Here is an 18,506-nt window from a genome sequence, read left to right as displayed (position 1 = left end):
GCGAGGCTCAGGTCACGTCGTCGAAGCCGTTGACCCGGTCGGTGCCCGACTGCTCGGGCAGGGCCCGGCTGGCCGCGACGGGCTCGATCTCGCCGATGTCCTCGGGGGTGAGGTCCAGCTCGGAGGCCTCGTCGTCGGCGGGCCCCGCCGCCTCGCGGCGGGCCCTGCGCCGGTCGTTGAACAGCGAGATACCCACCGCGACGAAGTACAGGGCCCAGATCGGCGCGGCCAGGGCCAGCATCGTCAGCGCATCGGTACTGGGGGTCGCCACGGCCGCGAAAGCCGTGATGCCGATGATCATGCCGCGCCACCAGCCGAGCATGCGGCGGCCGGTGAGGATGCCGGTGAGGTTGAGCATGACGAGCAGCAACGGCATCTCGAAGGAGAGACCGAAGACCACCACCATGCGCGTGACCAGGTTGATCAGGCCGTCCAGCGGCAGCAGGTTCTCCACCCCGGAGGGCAGGAAGTCCTTCATCACCCTCGCCGTGGTGGGCAGCACGTTGTAGGCGAGGTAGCCGCCGCCGAGGAAGAGCGGGAAGCCGAATCCCACGAACGCGTAGGCGTACTTCTTCTCGTGCCGGTGCAGGCCCGGCGCGACGAACGCCCACAGCTGGTAGAGCCACACCGGCGACGCCAGCACCACGCCGGCCATCAGCGAGACCTGCAGCGCCAGCGTGAAGGGCGTCAGCAGACCGTTGATCGTGATCCGCGCACAGGAGACGTCCTTCGACGACTTCGCCAGTTCCTCGAAGGACTGCGTGCACCCCACCGAGTCCAGCACCGGCTTGGTGATGACGTTGACGATGTCCTTGTAGAAGAAGGCGGCCACGATGGTGACGACGATGATCGCCAGCACACCCTTCGCAAGCCGGTTGCGCAGCTCACGCAAGTGATCCGCGAGCGGCATCCGCCCCTCGGGATCCCTCTCGTTGTTGCGGGCAGACTTGAGCAACCCACATCCTCATCTCGTGCAGCGGACCGGATGCCCCGGTCCTCGCGTCAGCGCTGGGTCGTGTCCGTCTGCTCGTTGACCGGCCGGGCGCTGGTCACGTCGCCGGGCGCCGCCTGGATCGTGCGCTGAGCCGGGGTCTGCTCCTCGGCGGGCTGGGCGGGGGTGGAAGACTGCTTGCCCTCGTCCTTCATCGCCTTCGCCTCGCTCTTCAGGATGCGGGCGGACTTGCCGAGCGAGCGCGCCATGTCCGGAAGCTTCTTGGAGCCGAACACGAGGACGATCACCAGAACCAGGAGCACCAGGTGCCACGGCTCAAGTGCGTTGCGGAACATAAGTCTTCACCTTCTCACTGAGGCGGGGCGGCGGGGCTGTGTCCGACCGGTCGGACATGCGTCCGAGCATCGTGCTGGCAGCGATCGTAACGCCCGGGGGTGAACGTAGGACAATCCCCATGCGTACTCCCACTCCCTCTGCGGACCGCGCCTCGTTCTCCGGGCCGCGATCGTCAGCGTACCTGGACGGGCCCGTCGGGTGACAGCGCGAAGTAACCCAAAGCGCACAGCCTTGCGGGTATCACAGCGCATCCACGGCACGGCCCGCGCTGACCGCCGCCCGCTCCAGATCCTCGGCCGCCCTGTTGATACGGCGCGCCGAATCCGCGACCTGCTGCCCGAGACGCCGCGCCTCCAGGAAGACCCGGACAGCGAGCACCCCCAGCACCGCGAGACCCAGGAAACCCAACGCTACCGCGCACATCGGCCAGAACATGACGTCGAGACTAGACGGTGCTGTGCAGCCGCAGCGTGCGGACCCCGCCACCGGTGAGCAGCTCGACGATGCGCTCCCCGGCGGGCTTGCGGACGGCGGCCCCGCACTCGGGGCAGGTGAAGGAGTAGAACGTCGTACGGCTGCTGGCACCGATGGCGAGGCGCAGCGCGCTCGCGGCGAGCTCGAAGCGGCCCCGGCAGTCCGGGCAGCCCGCCTTGAACACCACGGGGACCGCTCTCCTCATCCCGGCGAAGGCGGCCGCCACCGTCATCTCACCCGCACGCTCGCTCACAGCCCTCGCTCCTTCTCCTGGTCGTTCGCCGGCCGGCGGTGCGCCGGAGCCCCGCCGGGCGGGCCGCGACGCGCCGCCCTTCGTCTCCGGCGCCGTCGTGGCTGGTCGCGCGGCCCCTCGCCGGCTCTGCACAGCGCGCCGGCAGCTCACTCCGGCGGCGTGTCGTACGCCGTCAGCGCCTGCGCCGCCGCCCTGCGGGCGCTGTCGGCCAGCTCCGGCGGGGAGACGATCCGGCCGTCGCGGCCGAGTCGCAGTGCCAGCCGGCGCAGGGAGGCCGGATCGGGGGTGCGCAGAGTGATACGCAGCCCGCCGTCGGGAAGCTCATCGGCGCTGTCGTGCGGGTAGTACTCGGCCACCCAGCGGCCGCCGGGGCCGACCTCGACCACCACCTCCGGGTCCTCGGCCGCGGGCTGCACCAGGGCTTCGGAGAGGTCGCGCAGCTCTATCTCGGGCGGCGCGGACGGCTCGTCCAGGATTCTGATCTCCGCGACCCGGTCGAGCCGGAAGGTACGCCGGGCCTCGGAACGGCGGCACCAGGCCTCGACATAGGTGTGACCGACGCTGACCAGGCGGATCGGGTCGATCTCGCGCTCGGTGACCTCGTCGCGGGCCGGGGAGTAGTAGCGGATCCACAGCCGGCGGCGCTCGGAGATCGCCCGGTCGACGTCGGCGAAGACCCCGCCCTCGGACTCGAAGGTCACCGACAGCCGCGCGCTGGCCCCGGCGGCCTCACCGGCGGCGGCCTCCACCTTCGCGGTGGCCCGCAGCAGGGCCTGACGGTCGCCCTCGCGCAGGCCCGGCAGGGTCGAGACGGCCCGGGCGGCCACCAGCAGCGCGGTGGCCTCGTCGGCGGCCAGCCTGAGCGGCTCCGCCGCCTCCTCGCCCAGTGCGGCCGGGTTGTGCCACCAGATCCGCTCACCGTCGGTGTCGATGTCCAGCAGATCGCCGCCGCGGAAGCTCGTGCCGCACATCGGCAGCAGATCGAGGTCGGCGACCAGCTCGTCCTCGGTGATGCCGAAGGCACGCGCGACGTCCGCGATCCGGGCGCCCGGGCGCTCCCTGAGGTACGTCACCAGGGAGAGCATCCGCCGGGTCTGGTCGATGGCGTTCACGGGCCTGACCGGTTTGCCTGCCACAGTCCTGCTCCCCCTCAGCCCTTGGCCACGGCACGTAGCCGGTCCACCACGTCCGCGCGCAGCTCGGCCGGCTCCAGGACCACCACGTCCGGCCCGAACTCCACCAGCCAGGCGTCCAGGCCGTGCCCGTACGGAATCTCCAACTCGTCCCAGCCGTCGCCGAGTTCCCGCACCCTGGCGGCCTTCGCCCGAAGGGGGTAACCGGCACCGGAACGCAGCCGGATCAGCGCCGTACCGTCGGCGATCTCACCCGCCCAGCTCGCCACGGTCTCGCGCACGGTGACGACGTCGGGCACGGGAGCGGTGAAGCCCGTGCCGCGCGAGCGGACCCGGCCGGTGATCCGCGAGAGCCGGAAGACCCGCTCGGCGCCCCGGTCCCGGTCGAAACCGGCCAGATACCAGTGCCCGCGCCAGCACTCCAGCGCCCACGGCTCCACATTCCGGGGCTCGGGGCGGGCGGCGGAGGCCTTGCGGTAGTCGAAGACGACCGGGCGGCGGTCCCGGCAGGCCAGCATCAGCGGCTCGAACGCGGTCTCGTGCACCGGGATACGGGGCTCCAGGGCGCCGTGCGCCTCGTACGGGTCGACGTCCTCCGGGAGCCCCGCGGCCCGCAGCTTCTGCAGGGCACCGCTGGCCGCGCCGGCGAGACGCGCCTGCTGCCACACCTTCGCGGCCAGACCGAGCGCCGCGGCCTCCTCGGCGTCCAGGGTGATGGGCGGCAGCCGGTTGCTGTCACGGCGCGCGAGATAGCCGACCTCGCCGTCCAGGTTCTCCACCGTCTCGATGACCAGGCCCAGCTCGCGCAGGTCGTCCTTGTCCCGCTCGAACATCCGGTTGAAGGAGTCGTCGGAGCCCGCCTCCAGGTAGGCCTCGATGCTCTCCCGCAGCTCGCGCTTGCTGAGCGGCCGCCGTGTGCCGAGCAGACACAGCGCCAGGTTCATCAGCCGCTCGGCCTTGGCAATGGCCATCGACGCCCTTCGCCTTTCCTATGGTGCTTCCGACCGATGACCGTACCGCTCCTCAGGGCGGTCACAAAAGCCGAGGGCCCATGCCCGAGCAGGCATGGGCCCCAGGTGATCGGAACCGGTCGCACACGACCGGTCGATCAGGTGTGGATCACGTGTGGATCACAAGGGGACCGGGCGCGATCAGACGCCCAGCAGGTCGACCACGAAGATCAGCGTCTCGCCCGGCTTGATCGCCGGGGTCGGGCTCTGGTCGCCGTAGGCGAGGTGGGCGGGGATGGTCAGCTGACGACGGCCACCGACCTTCATGCCCTGCACACCACGGTCCCAGCCCGCGATGACACGGCCCGCACCCAGCGGGAAGCGGAACGGAGTGCCACGGTTCCAGCTGGCGTCGAACTCCTCGCCGGTGCTGAAGGCGACACCCACGTAGTGGACGGTGACGGTCTGACCCGCCTGCGCCACCGGCCCGTCGCCCTCCCAGATGTCCTTGATCTCGAGGTCCGCCGGGGGCTCGCCGCCCGGGAAGTCGATCTCGGGCTTCTCGATGCTCACGTCAAAAGCTCCTGCTTGTGTACGACACGAAACGCGGACAGTCTTTCATCTCCGCACCCCCGCCGCCCGCCACGGACACCGGCTCCCCCGCCCGCCACGGACGCCACCGGCTACATCGCGGCGAGGATGTCCACCGTGTAGACGAGCGTGGAGTCCTTCTTGATGACCCCGCCGGGCGGGACGGTGGTGTAGCCCAGCTCCGGCGGCACGACGACCAGCACGCGGCTGCCCACCTTCTTGCCGGTCAGACCCTGCGCCAGCCCCGGGACCACCTGCTGGATCTGCGCCAGCGAGAACTGGCTCAGCCGCCCCGAGCCGTACGTCCGCTCGAAGGTCTTGCCGCCCTCCCAGACCAGCCCCTGGAACTGGCACAGGACCGTCTGGTCCGCCTTGAGCTCGGGGCCGTCGCCCTCCAGGACGTAAGTGGACACGAGCTTCTTCGGCGGGTGCGGCTGCCGGATGGTGACCTTGGGAACCTTGCCGTCGGTGTTCGTGGCGACCTCCGGCAGCGACGCGTCGCTCTGCGGGACCGGCTTGCCGTGGGAGGAGCTCTTGGAGTTGAACACATCGATCAGATCGACGACGAACACCATCGTGTCGGTGCCCTTGATACCCGCCTGCGGTTGGCCCTCCTTGCCGTAACCCCAGGTGGGCGGCACCGCCATCAGGACCCGGCTGCCGGTCTTCCGGCCCGTCAGCCCATACCGCCAGCCGTCGATGCTGCTTCCCTGGGCGAGTTGAATGACCAGCGAGGTCTTGCGGTCGTAGGAGTTGTCGAAGACCTTGCCCGTGTCCCAGATCTGACCCAGGTAGTTCGCCTGGACGAAGTCGTTCTCCGCGACCGTGCGACCACCGCCCGCGATCACCGTCTTCACCGCCAGGTTCTTCGACGGCTCGCCCGGCCCCTTCGCCACGGTCGGCTTCTCACCGAACTTCGTGCCCGCCGTGATCGCCGGCAACGGCCCCTCCACGATCTTCGGCGGAGGCACCGTGGACACCGACGGGGACGGCGACACACTGGACTTGCTGGAGCCGGACTTGCCGTTACCGCACGCGGCCAGTGTGACCAGCCCTGCGGGAACGGCGGCGAGAAGAAGTGAACGTCGACGCACGGAAGAGCCTCGTAATCGATCGATCTTGCGGATGGCGTGCGCGCAACTCTACGACGCGAGAAGGGCGCCGTACGGGAAACGTACGACGCCCGTGTGGCGCTCCGGCATTTCACACCCGAAACGCTTGACTCACCCGCTTTCGACTACATTCCGGCGATCAGCTTCTCCACCCGGTCGTCCACCGAACGGAACGGGTCCTTGCACAACACGGTGCGCTGCGCCTGGTCGTTGAGCTTCAGATGCACCCAGTCGACCGTGAAGTCCCTGCGCTGTTCCTGTGCCCGCCGGATGAAGTCACCGCGCAGCCGCGCCCGAGTGGTCTGCGGCGGAACCGACTTGCCCTCGAAGATCTTCAGGTCGTTGCAGACCCGGGTCGCCTGGCCCTTCTTCTCCAGCAGGTAGTACAGACCACGACGACGATGAATGTCGTGGTAGGCGAGGTCTATCTGAGCGACCCGCGGATGCGACATCGTCATGTTGTTCTTGGCCCGGTACCGCTCGATGAGCTTGTACTTCATCACCCAGTCGATCTCGGTGGCGATCCGGTCCAGTTCCTCGGTCTCGATCGCGTCCAGGGTGCGGCCCCACAGCTCCAGGACCTGCGCGACCGTGCCGGTACGGATCCCCCGGCGGTCACAGAAGTCCACGGCCTTGTCGAAGTACTCCCGCTGCACCTCCAGCGCCGACGCCTCCCGGCCGCTGGCCAGCCGCACCTTGCGCCGGCCCGTGATGTCATGACTGACCTCGCGGATCGCCCGGATCGGGTTCTCCAGCGTCAGGTCACGCATCACCGTGCCCGCCTCGATCATGCGCAGCACCAGGTCCGTCGCGCCGACCTTCAGCAGCATCGTCGTCTCGGACATGTTCGAGTCGCCGACGATGACATGCAGCCGTCGGTAACGCTCGGCATCCGCGTGCGGCTCGTCACGCGTGTTGATGATGGGCCTCGAACGCGTCGTCGCCGACGACACACCCTCCCAGATGTGCTCCGCCCGCTGACTCACGCAGTACACGGCACCACGCGGCGTCTGCAGCACCTTCCCCGCGCCGCACAGCAGCTGCCGCGTCACCAGGAACGGGATGAGGATGTCCGCGAGCCGCGAGAACTCCCCGTGCCGTGCCACCAGATAGTTCTCATGGCAGCCGTACGAGTTGCCCGCCGAGTCCGTGTTGTTCTTGAACAGGTAGACGTCGCCCGCGATTCCCTCCTCGTGCAGGCGTCGCTCCGCGTCCACCAGGAGTCCCTCGAGAATGCGCTCGCCGGCCTTGTCGTGGGTGACCAGTTCGATCACGTTGTCACATTCGGGGGTCGCGTATTCCGGATGTGAGCCCACGTCGAGATAGAGCCGGGCGCCGTTTCGCAGAAAGACATTGCTGCTGCGGCCCCATGACACGACACGGCGGAAGAGGTACCGCGCCACCTCGTCAGGAGACAGGCGCCGCTGTCCCCTGAACGTGCACGTGACGCCGTACTCGTTCTCCAGCCCGAAAATGCGGCGGTCCATGACTGAACATTACGCCCGATCCCCCGAGCTGAAACGGGGTTCGACGGCACGATTTGGATCATTTTCCGGTGAAGACGCAACGACCCCGCCCCGCGCGGGAGCTGCGAGGACCCGTCCCATGGCGAGCAGCACCAGCAACGACACCGCCCCCGCCGCCCCCGGAACGGCGAACCCCCACACCGTGCCACCGGCCTGGACCACCGGCCCCGCCACGCCCGTCCCCACCGAGGCACCCACGGTGAACGTCGTCACAAGCCAGGAGAACGCCTCGGTGACCGTCCCGCTCGGCGCATGCCGGTCCACGATGATGAACGCACAGGCGATACACGGCGCGAGGAACACCCCGGACAGCACCGAGAGCAGCACCATGGCCGGCGCACCCGGCGTCAGCATCAAAGGCAGGTAACACACCGCCAGAAGGGCCACGAGCACACTCAGTCGCCGCTCGGGCGAACCGCTCCACCGACGGGCCCCGTACACCGAGCCCCCCACCAGCGCACCCAGACCCAGCCCCGCCATCATCCAGCCGTACACCGCGTCACCGCCATGACCATCGGCGTACGACACCGACGCGACCGTGATCGAACCCAGCGCGATCCCCACGAACAGGAAAGCACCGAGCAGCACCAGCAGACCCGGCGAACGCAGCGCACCGAGCCAGTGCGCCTCACGCGGCGCCGACCGCCACGCCCGCGAGGGCGGCGACACGACCACCCAGAGCGCACCCAGCACACCCAGCAGGTTCAGCACCAGCAGAGCGGCACGCTCGTCCCACAGCGCCACGCACAACGTCACCAGCAGCGGCCCCACCGTGAACATGATCTCCTGCGCGATCGCGTCCATCGCGTACGCCGTGTGCACCTGCTCCTCGCGCCCCAGCACCGACGGCCACAGCGCGCGCAGGCCCCCCTCCAGCGGCGGCGTGAACAGACCGGCCGCCGCCACGGCCGCATACGCCAGCGGCAGCGGATCGGTGCCGGAGAACGCGAAGACCGCCATGGACAGGGCCGCCAGCACCGCCGCCGGCAGCTGCACGCGCGGCTGGCCGTGCAGATCAACCAGCCGGCCCAGGACCGGCTGGCCCACGGCATTGGCGACGCCGTAGACGGCGGCGAGGGCACCCGCGAGGCTGTACGTACCGCCCTCGGCACGCACGAACAGCACCAGGGCGATCGCCGCCGTCGCGTTCGGCAGCCGCCCCACCAGCGTGCCGGTGAGCAGCCGCAGCGCATGCCGCGCCCGGAGTATCTCCAGATAACCCGCGGCCATCCGCCGCCTCCAGCCTCACGTTGTACGTATAACGTCCCTCCTCATACGTACCATGTGCGCTGTTCGGACGTCCAGACGAAAAGGCAGGCCCACGGTGGCACGCAGCAGCACGCGCCCGACCAGCCGGGACGTCGCCCAGGCAGCCGGGGTCTCCCAGGCAGCCGTCTCCCTCGTCCTGGGCGACAAATGGCGCGGACGCGTCTCCGAACCCGTCGCCGAGCGAGTCCGCGAAGCGGCCCGCGAACTCGGCTACCGACCCAACCTCGCCGCCCGCAACCTCCGCCTCGGCCACACCCGCACCGTCCTGCTCGTCGTCCCGGCCCTCACCACCGAGTTCTTCGCCGGCGTCTACACCGGCGCCGCACGCGTCGCCGCCGAAAACGGCTTCGGCGTCGTCCTCTACCCCTCGCCCGAAGGCATCGGCCTCGCCCGCGACCCCTTCGCCTCCGCCCAAGCCGCCCTCGACGGCGTCATCGCCTCCTCCATGGCCGCCGACGCCCTCACCGCCATCCGCGGCGACCAACTCCCCCTCGTCATGCTCGACAGCGACCCCCGAGGCAGCCTCGGCGCCGCCACCGTCAACCTCGACATCGCCGACGGCTTCCGTCAGGTCACCGACCACCTGCTCACCCTCGGCCACCGCCGCATCCTCCACCTGGCCGCCGACGTACCCTCCTGGACCTTCGAGGTACGCGCGCGTGAACTCGCATCACGCATGTCCGCCGTACCGGGGACGGAAGTCCGCACAACCCGGGCCCCGATCTCCATCGAAGGCGCCCTGACCGCAACCGAGACCGCACTCACCGCCCCCGGCCCCCGGCCCACCGCCGTCGTCTGCGACGACGACAAACTCGCCGCCGGCGCCTACAAGGCCCTGCGCCGCCTCGGCCTGCGCATCCCCGACGACGTCTCCGTCACCGGCGTCGACGACCTCGGCCTCGCCACCGCCATCGACCCCGAACTGACCACCGTACGACTCGACGCCGAGCTCTTCGGCGAACGCGGCATGCACGCCCTCCTCGCCGTCCTGGAAGGCCGCAAGCCCGACAGCGGAGACATCCCGGTCCACCTTGTCGTACGCGGCTCCACGGCCCCACCACGCGCCGCCCAGCCGCCCCGGTGACCCACCGGAACGCCGTGTGCCCCGGCCAGGACAACGGCCGGGGCACACAGGAACAGGCAAACGGGGCGACGGATCACTCCTCCTCGGAGCCGTCCTCCTCCTCCGAGCTCTCCGCCTCGGTGGCCGCACCGTCCGCCGCCAGCAGACGCGACAGCTGACGACCGACGATCCGCTTGAACTTGCGCTTCTGCGGACGCGTACGATCCAGCACCGCCACCTCCAGCCGCTCCGCGGGAATCTCCCGCTCGCTGCCATTGGTGTCACGGGACAAGGCCTGCACCGCCAGCTTCAGAGCCTCCGCCAGCGACATGCCGTCACGGTGACGCTGGTCCAGGAAACTGCTGATCTGCTCGGCGTTGCCGCCCACCGCGACCGAACCGTGCTCGTCCACGATCGACCCGTCATGCGGCAACCGATAGATCTGATCACCCTCCGGGGTCTCCCCCACCTCCGCCACGACCAGCTCCACCTCGTACGGCTTCTCGGCAGCCGACGAGAAGATCGTGCCGAGCGTCTGGGCATAGACGTTCGCCAGACCACGAGCGGTCACATCATCACGGTCATAGGTGTAACCCCGCAGGTCGGCGTAACGGACACCACCGATGCGCAGGTTCTCGTACTCGTTGTACTTACCGGCGGCCGCAAAACCGATCCGGTCATAGATCTCGCTGAACTTGTGCAGCGCACGGGACGGGTTCTCGCCGACGAACACAATGCCGTCGGCATACTGCAGCACGACCAGGCTACGGCCACGGGCGATGCCCTTGCGGGCATACTCCGCCCGATCGGCCATGGCCTGCTGGGGTGAGACATAGAACGGCGTCGACACCGGTTATCCGTCCCTTTCTGTCATGGTCACTGGATCACCTTGATAAGAACCGGGGCCCGCACTCAGAGCAGGGCGGCCTTCGGGCCGTCCGGCTCCTCCAGGCGCCTCTGCAGCACCGCACGAGCGAGCTCGGAGGACTCCTCCTCCGTCAGCCGGCGGAAACCGTCCTCGGTGATCACGGTGATGATCGGGTAGATCCGGCGGGCGACATCGGGACCACCGGTCGCCGAGTCGTCGTCAGCCGCGTCGTAGAGAGCCTGCACCACCAGCGTGGTCGCCTGCTCCTCGGTCAGGTCGTCACGGAACAACTTCTTCATCGCGCCACGCGCGAAGATCGAGCCGGAGCCGGTGGCTGCGAAATTATGCTCCTCGCTGCGGCCACCCGTGACGTCATAGGAGAAGATCCGCCCCTTCTCCCGGTCCACGTCATACCCCGCGAACAGCGGCACGACCGCCAGACCCTGCATCGCCATACCGAGATTCGACCGGATCATCGTCGACAACCGGTTCGCCTTGCCCTCCAGCGACAGCTGCGCACCCTCGACCTTCTCGAAGTGCTCCAGCTCCAGCTGGAAGAGCTTGACCATCTCCACGGCAAGACCGGCGGTGCCGGCGATACCCACGGCCGAGTACTCGTCCGCCGGGAACACCTTCTCGATGTCCCGCTGAGCGATGATGTTGCCCATGGTGGCGCGACGGTCACCGGCCAGCACCACGCCCCCCGGGAAGGTCACGGCCACGATGGTGGTGCCGTGGGGCGCCTCGATCACGCCCTGCGTGGGCGGCAGCTGCCGGTTGCCCGGCAGCATCTCGGGCTGGTGCTCGGACAGGAAGTCCATGAAGGAGGAGGACCCTGGCGTCAGGAAGGCAGCTGGTAGACGCCCGGTGCTACGAGTGTTGGCTTCCACGCGTTTCCTTCCACGTATGCAGCAGCCCGCCTTATGGCCTCGGGCTGATCCTTGAACTGCCCCAGCGCGGCGTTGCAGCTGAAGCACAGTACGCCACGGACCCTACCCGTCTCATGGCAGTGATCCACATGTGCGGGCGGAGCCGCAAGACATATGCAGCAGACGCCGCCTTGGGAGGCGATCAACTCGTCGCGTTCGGCTTTGGTGAGGCCGTACTCGCGCCTCAGATGGTCCTCTCGTCCGAGCGCAGCCCGGCACGCCTTACAGCGCGTCGACAGACCATCGGAAGCGGTCGCGTTGCGATGCCATTCGCTGTGCGGCTTCACCTGGCCACAGCTCCGACAGAGCTTGTGCCCGACCGGGACATCCACCTTCTCCCGGACCGGCTTCCCCATGGCCTCCCGGCGATGCCGGTAGTGCGCGGCGCTGTACTCCGCCACGCACTCCCGGCAGTACACCTGGAGGCCGTCGCATCGATTCCTGTCGCGCGCGAAGGCGGCAAGAGGCAGCTCCCGCCCGCATTTCCCGCACTCCTTCGCGTCCGGCTCCTCTGCCACCCGACCCCCGCCGCCTTTACTTCGAAGGCATCGTGACCGATTCGCCTTTACTCTCCACCTTTTTGCACGAAGGAGCGCACGAAATCCTCGGCGTTTTCCTCGAGTACGTCATCGATTTCGTCCAGGACGGAGTCCACGTCGTCGCTCAGCTTCTCGTGCCGCTCCTTGAGGTCCTCCGAAGCCTGCGCGTCCTGCGCCTGCTCCTCGACCTCTTCGGTAGCCCGCGTGGCCTTCTGCTGACCGCCGCCGGTGTCCTTGGTTGCCATAACCCTCACCCCGCTCAGTTCGCCTGCCGATCGGTGATGATCAGACCCTACAAGCCGGGTCCGACATCGGCCCCGCAGTTTCTCCAACGTACGGGGGCCACCCCGATGATTCCCGGGCGGTAGGGGTTTCCACCCTGTCCGCCCGGGCCGCACCGAGTACCCCCCTGGCCCGCTCACCCGCCTGACAGGACCCTGACCAGGTCTTCTGCGGTGCGGCAGCGGTCCAGCAGTTCCTTGACGTGATTTCGCGTTCCGCGTAGCGGTTCCAGGGTTGGAACGCGCTGGAGGGAGTCCCGGCCGGGGAGGTCGAAGATGACCGAGTCCCAGCTCGCCGCGGCGACGTCGTCGGCGTACTGCTCCAGGCAGCGGCCGCGGAAGTACGCCCGCGTGTCCTCCGGCGGCTTCCTCATGGCCTGCTCGACGTCCGTCTCGTCCAGGAGGCGCTTGATGCGGCCACGGGCCGCGAGCCGGTTGTAGAGGCCTTTCTCGGCGCGTACGTCGGCGTACTGGAGGTCGACGAGGTGGAGGCGTGCGGCGTCCCAGTCGAGGTTGTCGCGGCGGCGGTAGCCTTCCATCAGCTCCCGCTTGGCGACCCAGTCCAGCTCGCCCGCCAGGCTCATCGGGTCGTTCTCCAACCGGGTGAGGGTGTCTTCCCAGCGGGTCAGGATGTCTTTGGTCTGGTCGTCGGCGTCGGCCCCGTAGCGCTCCTCCACGTATTTGCGGGACAGCTCGTAGTACTCCATCTGGAGCTGGACGGCTGTGAGGGTCCGACCGCTACGCAACGTGATCAGGCGCTTCAGGGACGGGTCGTGCGAGACCTGGTGCAACGTCCGTACCGGCTGGTCGACGGCGAGGTCCACCGCGATGAAGGCGTCCTCGATCATGGACAGGACCAGGGAGGTCGTGCCCAGTTTGAGGTAGGTGGAGATCTCGGAGAGGTTGGCGTCGCCGATGATCACGTGGAGGCGGCGGTACTTTTCCGCGTCGGCGTGCGGCTCGTCCCGCGTGTTGATGATGGGCCGCTTCAGGGTCGTCTCCAGGCCGACCTCGACTTCGAAGTAGTCGGCGCGCTGGCTGATCTGGAAGCCGTGTTCGTGGCCGTCCTGGCCGATGCCGACGCGGCCGGCGCCGGCGAAGACCTGGCGGGAGACGAAGAAGGGGGTGAGGTGGCGCACGATGTCGGAGAAGGGGGTTTCCCGCTTCATCAGGTAGTTCTCGTGCGTGCCGTAGCTGGCGCCCTTGTTGTCGGTGTTGTTCTTGTAGAGGTGGATGGGCTGGGCGCCGGGGAGCTGGGCGGCTCGTTCGGCGGCTTCGGCCATGATGCGTTCGCCGGCCTTGTCCCAGAGGACGGCGTCGCGGGGGTTGGTGACCTCGGGGGCACTGTATTCGGGGTGGGCGTGGTCGACGTAGAGTCGTGCGCCGTTGGTGAGGATGACGTTGGCGAGGCCGATGTCCTCGTCGGTGAGCTGGCTGGCGTCGGCGGCCTCCCGGGCGAGGTCGAAGCCTCGTGCGTCGCGTAGCGGGTTCTCTTCCTCGAAGTCCCAGCGGGCCCGGCGGGCCCGGTGCATCGCGGCCGCGTAGGCGTTGACGATCTGGGACGAGGTGAGCATGGCATTGGCGTTGGGGTGGCCGGGGACGGAGATTCCGTACTCCGTCTCGATGCCCATTACTCGCCGTACGGTCATGCGGCCCTCCTTGCCCGGCGGCACCCTCGGTCGTGGGCGCCGCTCACGTACCGCTGGCGCTCCGGTGCGTGTGCGGTGCCCGTCCCCGCACTGCGCGACTCGGCGGTAGGAACGAGCCTAGAACGCCTTTGCACTGGTGGGGAGATCATTTGCGTCATTGGCTGCTCCGGTCGTGGCCTGAAAAACGCGAGGGCTGCGGGTACCCCCCGGTGAGGGCACCCGCAGCCGCCCTGCTGTTACAGGTACTGACCGGTGTTCGCCACCGTGTCGATGGAGCGTCCGGTGTCTGCGCCCTGCTTTCCGGTGATGAGGGTGCGGATGTAGACGATCCGTTCGCCCTTCTTTCCGGAGATGCGGGCCCAGTCGTCGGGGTTGGTGGTGTTGGGGAGGTCTTCGTTCTCCTTGAACTCGTCCACGCAGGCCTGGAGGAGGTGGGAGACGCGGAGGCCCTTCTGGTTCTTTTCGAGGAAGTCCTTGATCGCCATTTTCTTGGCGCGGCCGACGATGTTTTCGATCATGGCGCCGGAGTTGAAGTCCTTGAAGTAGAGGACTTCCTTGTCGCCGTTGGCGTAGGTGACTTCCAGGAAGCGGTTTTCCTCGGATTCGGCGTACATCTGCTCGACCGCCGTCTGGATCATGCTCTGGACGGTGGTGGCCTTGTCGCCGCCGTGTTCGCCGAGGTCGTCGGCGTGCAGCGGGAGGCGTTCGGTGAGGTATTTGCCGAAGATGTCCTTGGCGGCTTCGGCGTCGGGGCGCTCGATCTTGATCTTCACGTCGAGGCGGCCGGGGCGCAGGATGGCGGGGTCGATCATGTCCTCGCGGTTGGAGGCGCCGATGACGACCACGTTCTCCAGGCCTTCCACGCCGTCGATCTCGGCGAGCAGCTGGGGGACGATGGTGTTTTCCACGTCGGAGCTGACGCCGGAGCCTCGGGTGCGGAAGAGGGATTCCATCTCGTCGAAGAAGACGATGACGGGGGTGCCCTCGCTGGCCTTCTCGCGGGCTCGCTGGAAGACGAGGCGGATCTGCCGCTCGGTCTCGCCGACGTACTTGTTGAGGAGCTCGGGGCCCTTGATGTTGAGGAAGAAGCTCTTGCCGGCGGCCTGGCCGGTGACCTCGGCGACCTTCTTGGCGAGCGAGTTGGCCACGGCCTTGGCGATGAGTGTCTTGCCGCAGCCGGGGGGGCCGTAGAGCAGGACGCCCTTGGGTGGGCGCAGCTCGTGCTCCTTGAACAGGTCGGGGTAGAGGTAGGGCAGCTCGACCGCGTCGCGGATGGCTTCGATCTGGTTGCCGAGGCCGCCGATCTGCTCGTAGCCGATGTCGGGGACCTCTTCGAGGACGAGTTCCTCGACCTCGCTCTTGGGCACGACCTCGTAGACGTAGCCGGAGCGGGGTTCGAGCAGGAGGGCGTCGCCGGCGCGGATGGTGACGTCCAGCAGCGGCTCGGCGAGCCGTACCACCCGTTCCTCGTCGGTGTGGCCCAGTACGAGGGCGCGCTCGCCGTCCTCGAGGATTTCCTTGAGGGTGACGATGTCACCGACGCGCTCGTACTCCATGGCTTCGACCACGTTGAGCGCTTCGTTGAGCATGACTTCCTGGCCGCGCCTGAGGTCGTCGAGGTCGACGCTGGGGCTGACGTTCACGCGGAGTTTGCGGCCTCCGGTGAAGATGTCGGCGGTGCCGTCCTCGTTGGCCTGCAGGAAGACGCCGAAGCCGGCGGGCGGCTGGGCGAGCCGGTCGACCTCTTCCTTGAGGGCCACGATCTGGTCGCGGGCCTCGCGGAGGGTGTTGGCCAGCCGTTCGTTCTGGGCGGACACGCCGGCCAGGTTCGTCTGCAGCTCGACGATCCGCTCTTCGAGAATCCTCGTGTGTCGCGGAGAGTCGGCGAGCTTGCGTCGCAGGACGGCGATCTCCTGCTCAAGGTAGGCGATCTGCCCGGCCGGGTCTTCGGACCCTCGTCCCGGGCGGATGCCGCGGTTCATGTCGTCGTCGTGGGCTGCCACGGTCCTCACCTCCTCCAAGGGGAGCTGGACGCTTCCAGACCCTACCTGGGTGGGTGTCGATTGAAACCCCTAGATCACCAAGACTGTCAAGGTGTGTCGTCGGTCACCCGTTGCGCTCTCCCTCGCACGGAGGGGATACCCACTCAACGTGATGCGGAAGCGGCTTGTTCCGGGCATCGGGTGGTCAAAACCCTTCGGGAGTGGCCGGAGTTGTCCGGTCCGGGCTGATGGGCCCGGAGGTGGGCAGCCTGCGGGGCTCCGCCGTGTTTCATCACGCTGAGCGACGGTTCGGGCGGAGGGTGTCACGGCCGGCCTGGCTTGATGTGGCGGGTGTCATGCCGGAGGTGTCTCTGTCCTGATCGAGCGCTGGTACCCGAGGGGGCGGGGGTGGAAACCCGGTGGCGGTGGAGGGTGGCCGGAACGGGGGCGGAGGTAGGGTCGAGGGTGTTCAACAGCCGCTGGTGCGGACCCGGCTGGCCCTCGTGGTGCCGGTTCCGCCCGGTGTATCGACGGCAGGAGAGGTGACCGTGCAGCAGGAGGCCCTGGGCGGGGAGGCGCTGGAGGTCTGGATCGATCAGGATCTGTGTACCGGTGACGGGATCTGCGCCCAGTACGCGCCTGAGGTGTTCGAGCTGGACATCGACGGGCTGGCCTATGTGAAGGGTGCGGACGCGGAGCTGTTGCAGGCGGTGGGTGCGGCGGCGCCGGTGCCGTTGCCGCTGCTGGTGGATGTGGTGGACTCGGCGCGGGAGTGTCCCGGTGAGTGCATTCATGTGCGCCGGGTTTCGGACAGGGTCGAGGTGTACGGGCCCGACGCGGAGTGAGTCCGAGCCGGGCCGTGTGTCAGACGCCGTGGGTGTCGGTGGGGGTGGAGCGGATGAACGCGGTGCCGTTCCAGTGCCACTTGGCCGGGGTTCTGACGTCGGGGCAGCAGTTGGGGACGGCGTCGGAGGAGTAGCCGAGCAGGGTGGCGGTGACGGTGCCCGCGCGTATCGAGAAGTCGGTGACGGTGAGCCGGTCCTTGGGGTCGACGAGGGTGGCGACGATGCGTGGTTGGTCGCTGTCCGGGGAGCGGGTGAGGACGTAGACCCCGTCGGGCGGTGTGCCCATGGCGGAGTCGCAGTGGACCACGGCGGCTGTTTCGGGTCTGCCGTCGCCGTCGAGGTCTCCGGTGGTTTTCCTGGCGACGACGGCTTTGACGGGTCCGCATTGCAGGGGGAAGGTGACGCCGGTGGTGCTGGGCGGTGCAATGGCGGCGGGGACGGACGTGCCGCGTGTGTCGGTGTGGGTCTGGGCGGCCGTGGCCGATCCGGGTTGTACGACGGAGGAGAGGGCGACGACGCCGGCGACGGCCGTGGCGGTGGCGACCCAGTGGATGGGTCGGGTCTGGGCGTGAGCGAGCTCCGGAACGGCGGATTGCTGCACTAGGAGTGTCTCCTGTGAGGGCTGTGCCGGTGGGGTGGCCAGCATGGTGCCACACGTCACAGTGCTGGGGAACGGCGGGGTCGGGGATCGCCGAAGGCGGCGGCCCGCGCGCGTGGTGGGCGTTCGCGTTGTGCGGGTGGGTCCCTGGTGCCCTGTCAACGAACGGGCGCCGTGCCGCAGTTCCCGTCGGTGTGCGGGAACTGCGCCACGGCGCCCTTGCGTTGTGCTGTGTGGGAGGTCGGTCAGCGGCCGGGGCCGCCGTCGGCGTTGGGTCCGGCGTAGTCCTCGCCGTAGGCGCCCTTGGCGGGGCGGCGGCGGCGCATGGGGGGCTCGACGCCGTCGGCGAGGCGGCGGGCGGTGAGCAGGAAGCCGGTGTGGCCGATCATGCGGTGGTCGGGGCGGACGGCGAGGCCTTCGATGTGCCAGTTGCGGATCATGGTTTCCCAGGCGGTCGGCTCGTTGAAGCAGCCGATCTCCCGGATGGACTCCACGGTCCGGGCGAGCTGGGTGGTGGTGGCCACGTAGCAGCAGAGGATGCCGCCGGGGACGAGTGCCTTGGAGACGGCCTCGAGGCATTCCCAGGGGGCGAGCATGTCGAGGATGACGCGGTCGACGTCGGTGTCGGACAGGTTGTCCTGGAGGTCGCCGACGGTGAGCTGCCAGGCGGGGTGGGGGCCGCCGAAGTAGCGTTCCACGTTCTGCTGGGCGATCTCGGCGAAGTCCTCGCGGCGCTCGTAGGAGTGCAGCATGCCCTGGTCGCCGATGGCGCGCAGCAGGAAGCTGCTGAGCGAGCCGGAGCCGACGCCGGCCTCGACGACGCGTGCGCCGGGGAAGATGTCGGCGAAGGCGAGGATCTGCCCCGCGTCCTTGGGGTAGACGACTGCTGCCCCGCGGGGCATGGACAGGACGTAGTCGGGGAGCAGGGGGCGCAGCGCGAGGTAGGCGACGTTGCCGGTGGTGCGGACAACGCTGCCCTCGGGAGCGCCGATCAGTTCGTCGTGCGGGAAGGAACCCTTGTGGGTGTGGAAGTTCTTTCCGGCTTCGAGCGTGAACGTGTAGTGGCGGCCCTTGGGGTCGGTCAGCTGTACCTGGTCCCCGACCTTGAAGGGCCCGCGCCTGCGGGCGGCACCGGTCGGTTCGGACATGTGACCAG

The 18,506-nt window shown here is 68.6% G+C and carries 20 protein-coding genes; 2 read left to right on the top strand and 18 right to left on the bottom strand.

The window, feature by feature from the left end; translation table 11 throughout:
- Nucleotides 1-7: 7 nt before the first annotated feature.
- The 10 genes from tatC to ABT288_RS06795 all read right to left on the bottom strand — a co-directional run bounded on the left by tatC (nucleotide 8) and on the right by ABT288_RS06795 (nucleotide 8,557).
- Nucleotides 8-955 carry a twin-arginine translocase subunit TatC gene (gene tatC / locus ABT288_RS06840; RefSeq protein WP_351603516.1) on the bottom strand — a complete coding sequence of 316 codons (948 nt, stop codon included), beginning with the start codon at nucleotides 953-955 and terminating at the stop codon, nucleotides 8-10.
- A 47-nt stretch (nucleotides 956-1,002) separates the two neighbouring features.
- Nucleotides 1,003-1,287, bottom strand: coding sequence for a Sec-independent protein translocase subunit TatA (gene tatA / locus ABT288_RS06835; protein WP_351603514.1), 285 nt, complete (start codon nucleotides 1,285-1,287; stop codon nucleotides 1,003-1,005).
- A 241-nt stretch (nucleotides 1,288-1,528) separates the two neighbouring features.
- Nucleotides 1,529-1,723 carry a hypothetical protein gene (locus ABT288_RS06830; RefSeq protein ID WP_351603512.1) on the bottom strand — a complete coding sequence of 65 codons (195 nt, stop codon included), beginning with the start codon at nucleotides 1,721-1,723 and terminating at the stop codon, nucleotides 1,529-1,531.
- 10 nt (nucleotides 1,724-1,733) lie between these two features.
- Complete coding sequence (locus ABT288_RS06825) at nucleotides 1,734-1,994, bottom strand: hypothetical protein (RefSeq protein WP_351603568.1); 261 nt, start codon at nucleotides 1,992-1,994, stop codon at nucleotides 1,734-1,736.
- Between the two features lie 167 nt (nucleotides 1,995-2,161).
- On the bottom strand, nucleotides 2,162-3,151 hold the full coding sequence (locus tag ABT288_RS06820; protein ID WP_351603510.1) for a helix-turn-helix transcriptional regulator: 990 nt from the start codon (nucleotides 3,149-3,151) through the stop codon (nucleotides 2,162-2,164).
- Between the two features lie 14 nt (nucleotides 3,152-3,165).
- A complete protein-coding gene (locus tag ABT288_RS06815; RefSeq protein ID WP_351603508.1) occupies nucleotides 3,166-4,119 on the bottom strand; it encodes a helix-turn-helix transcriptional regulator in 954 nt (317 codons plus the stop codon).
- Between the two features lie 180 nt (nucleotides 4,120-4,299).
- Nucleotides 4,300-4,671 (bottom strand): FKBP-type peptidyl-prolyl cis-trans isomerase, encoded by a 372-nt coding sequence (locus ABT288_RS06810; RefSeq protein ID WP_351603506.1) that lies wholly within the window; start codon nucleotides 4,669-4,671, stop codon nucleotides 4,300-4,302.
- Between the two features lie 110 nt (nucleotides 4,672-4,781).
- Entirely contained in the window at nucleotides 4,782-5,783 is a 1,002-nt protein-coding gene (locus ABT288_RS06805; protein ID WP_351603504.1) for an FKBP-type peptidyl-prolyl cis-trans isomerase, read from the bottom strand.
- Between the two features lie 143 nt (nucleotides 5,784-5,926).
- A complete protein-coding gene (pafA, locus tag ABT288_RS06800) occupies nucleotides 5,927-7,288 on the bottom strand; it encodes a Pup--protein ligase (RefSeq protein WP_351603502.1) in 1,362 nt (453 codons plus the stop codon).
- Between the two features lie 9 nt (nucleotides 7,289-7,297).
- Nucleotides 7,298-8,557 (bottom strand): MFS transporter, encoded by a 1,260-nt coding sequence (locus ABT288_RS06795; RefSeq protein WP_351603501.1) that lies wholly within the window; start codon nucleotides 8,555-8,557, stop codon nucleotides 7,298-7,300.
- 94 nt (nucleotides 8,558-8,651) lie between these two features.
- Here ABT288_RS06795 and ABT288_RS06790 point away from each other — a divergent pair, with 94 nt between their 5' ends.
- Entirely contained in the window at nucleotides 8,652-9,680 is a 1,029-nt protein-coding gene (locus ABT288_RS06790; protein ID WP_351603500.1) for a LacI family DNA-binding transcriptional regulator, read from the top strand.
- A 73-nt stretch (nucleotides 9,681-9,753) separates the two neighbouring features.
- Here the strand turns inward: ABT288_RS06790 and prcA are convergent, their stop codons facing one another.
- From prcA to arc, 6 genes are all read right to left on the bottom strand, one after another.
- Nucleotides 9,754-10,509, bottom strand: coding sequence for a proteasome subunit alpha (gene prcA / locus ABT288_RS06785; RefSeq protein WP_351603498.1), 756 nt, complete (start codon nucleotides 10,507-10,509; stop codon nucleotides 9,754-9,756).
- A gap of 62 nt (nucleotides 10,510-10,571) precedes the next feature.
- A complete protein-coding gene (gene prcB, locus ABT288_RS06780; protein WP_351603496.1) occupies nucleotides 10,572-11,417 on the bottom strand; it encodes a proteasome subunit beta in 846 nt (281 codons plus the stop codon).
- Nucleotides 11,369-11,974, bottom strand: coding sequence for an endonuclease VII domain-containing protein (locus ABT288_RS06775; RefSeq protein ID WP_351603494.1), 606 nt, complete (start codon nucleotides 11,972-11,974; stop codon nucleotides 11,369-11,371). The genes prcB and ABT288_RS06775 overlap by 49 nt, the downstream gene beginning before the upstream one ends.
- A 47-nt stretch (nucleotides 11,975-12,021) precedes the next feature.
- Nucleotides 12,022-12,240 (bottom strand): ubiquitin-like protein Pup, encoded by a 219-nt coding sequence (locus ABT288_RS06770; protein WP_153544461.1) that lies wholly within the window; start codon nucleotides 12,238-12,240, stop codon nucleotides 12,022-12,024.
- A gap of 173 nt (nucleotides 12,241-12,413) precedes the next feature.
- Nucleotides 12,414-13,925 (bottom strand): depupylase/deamidase Dop, encoded by a 1,512-nt coding sequence (dop, locus tag ABT288_RS06765; RefSeq protein ID WP_351603492.1) that lies wholly within the window; start codon nucleotides 13,923-13,925, stop codon nucleotides 12,414-12,416.
- Between the two features lie 236 nt (nucleotides 13,926-14,161).
- Nucleotides 14,162-15,928, bottom strand: coding sequence for a proteasome ATPase (arc, locus tag ABT288_RS06760; RefSeq protein ID WP_351603490.1), 1,767 nt, complete (start codon nucleotides 15,926-15,928; stop codon nucleotides 14,162-14,164).
- A gap of 521 nt (nucleotides 15,929-16,449) precedes the next feature.
- Between arc and ABT288_RS06755 the strand changes: the two genes are divergently transcribed.
- The gene (locus ABT288_RS06755) at nucleotides 16,450-16,752 is read left to right on the top strand and encodes a ferredoxin (protein ID WP_351603488.1); all 303 of its coding nucleotides are present in this window, start codon (nucleotides 16,450-16,452) and stop codon (nucleotides 16,750-16,752) included.
- Nucleotides 16,753-16,771: 19 nt separating this feature from the next.
- Here ABT288_RS06755 and ABT288_RS06750 read toward each other — a convergent pair whose 3' ends face one another.
- On the bottom strand, nucleotides 16,772-17,353 hold the full coding sequence (locus ABT288_RS06750; protein ID WP_351603486.1) for a hypothetical protein: 582 nt from the start codon (nucleotides 17,351-17,353) through the stop codon (nucleotides 16,772-16,774).
- Nucleotides 17,354-17,595: 242 nt separating this feature from the next.
- A complete protein-coding gene (locus ABT288_RS06745; RefSeq protein WP_351603484.1) occupies nucleotides 17,596-18,498 on the bottom strand; it encodes a tRNA (adenine-N1)-methyltransferase in 903 nt (300 codons plus the stop codon).
- Between the last annotated feature and the right edge of the window lie 8 nt (nucleotides 18,499-18,506).

The sequence above is a fragment of the Streptomyces sp. NPDC001093 genome (genome assembly GCF_040298985.1).
Taxonomy (GTDB): domain Bacteria; phylum Actinomycetota; class Actinomycetes; order Streptomycetales; family Streptomycetaceae; genus Streptomyces.
The sequence above is the reverse complement of the archived record's forward strand: the minus strand, read 5'-3'. Positions and strand labels throughout refer to the sequence as shown.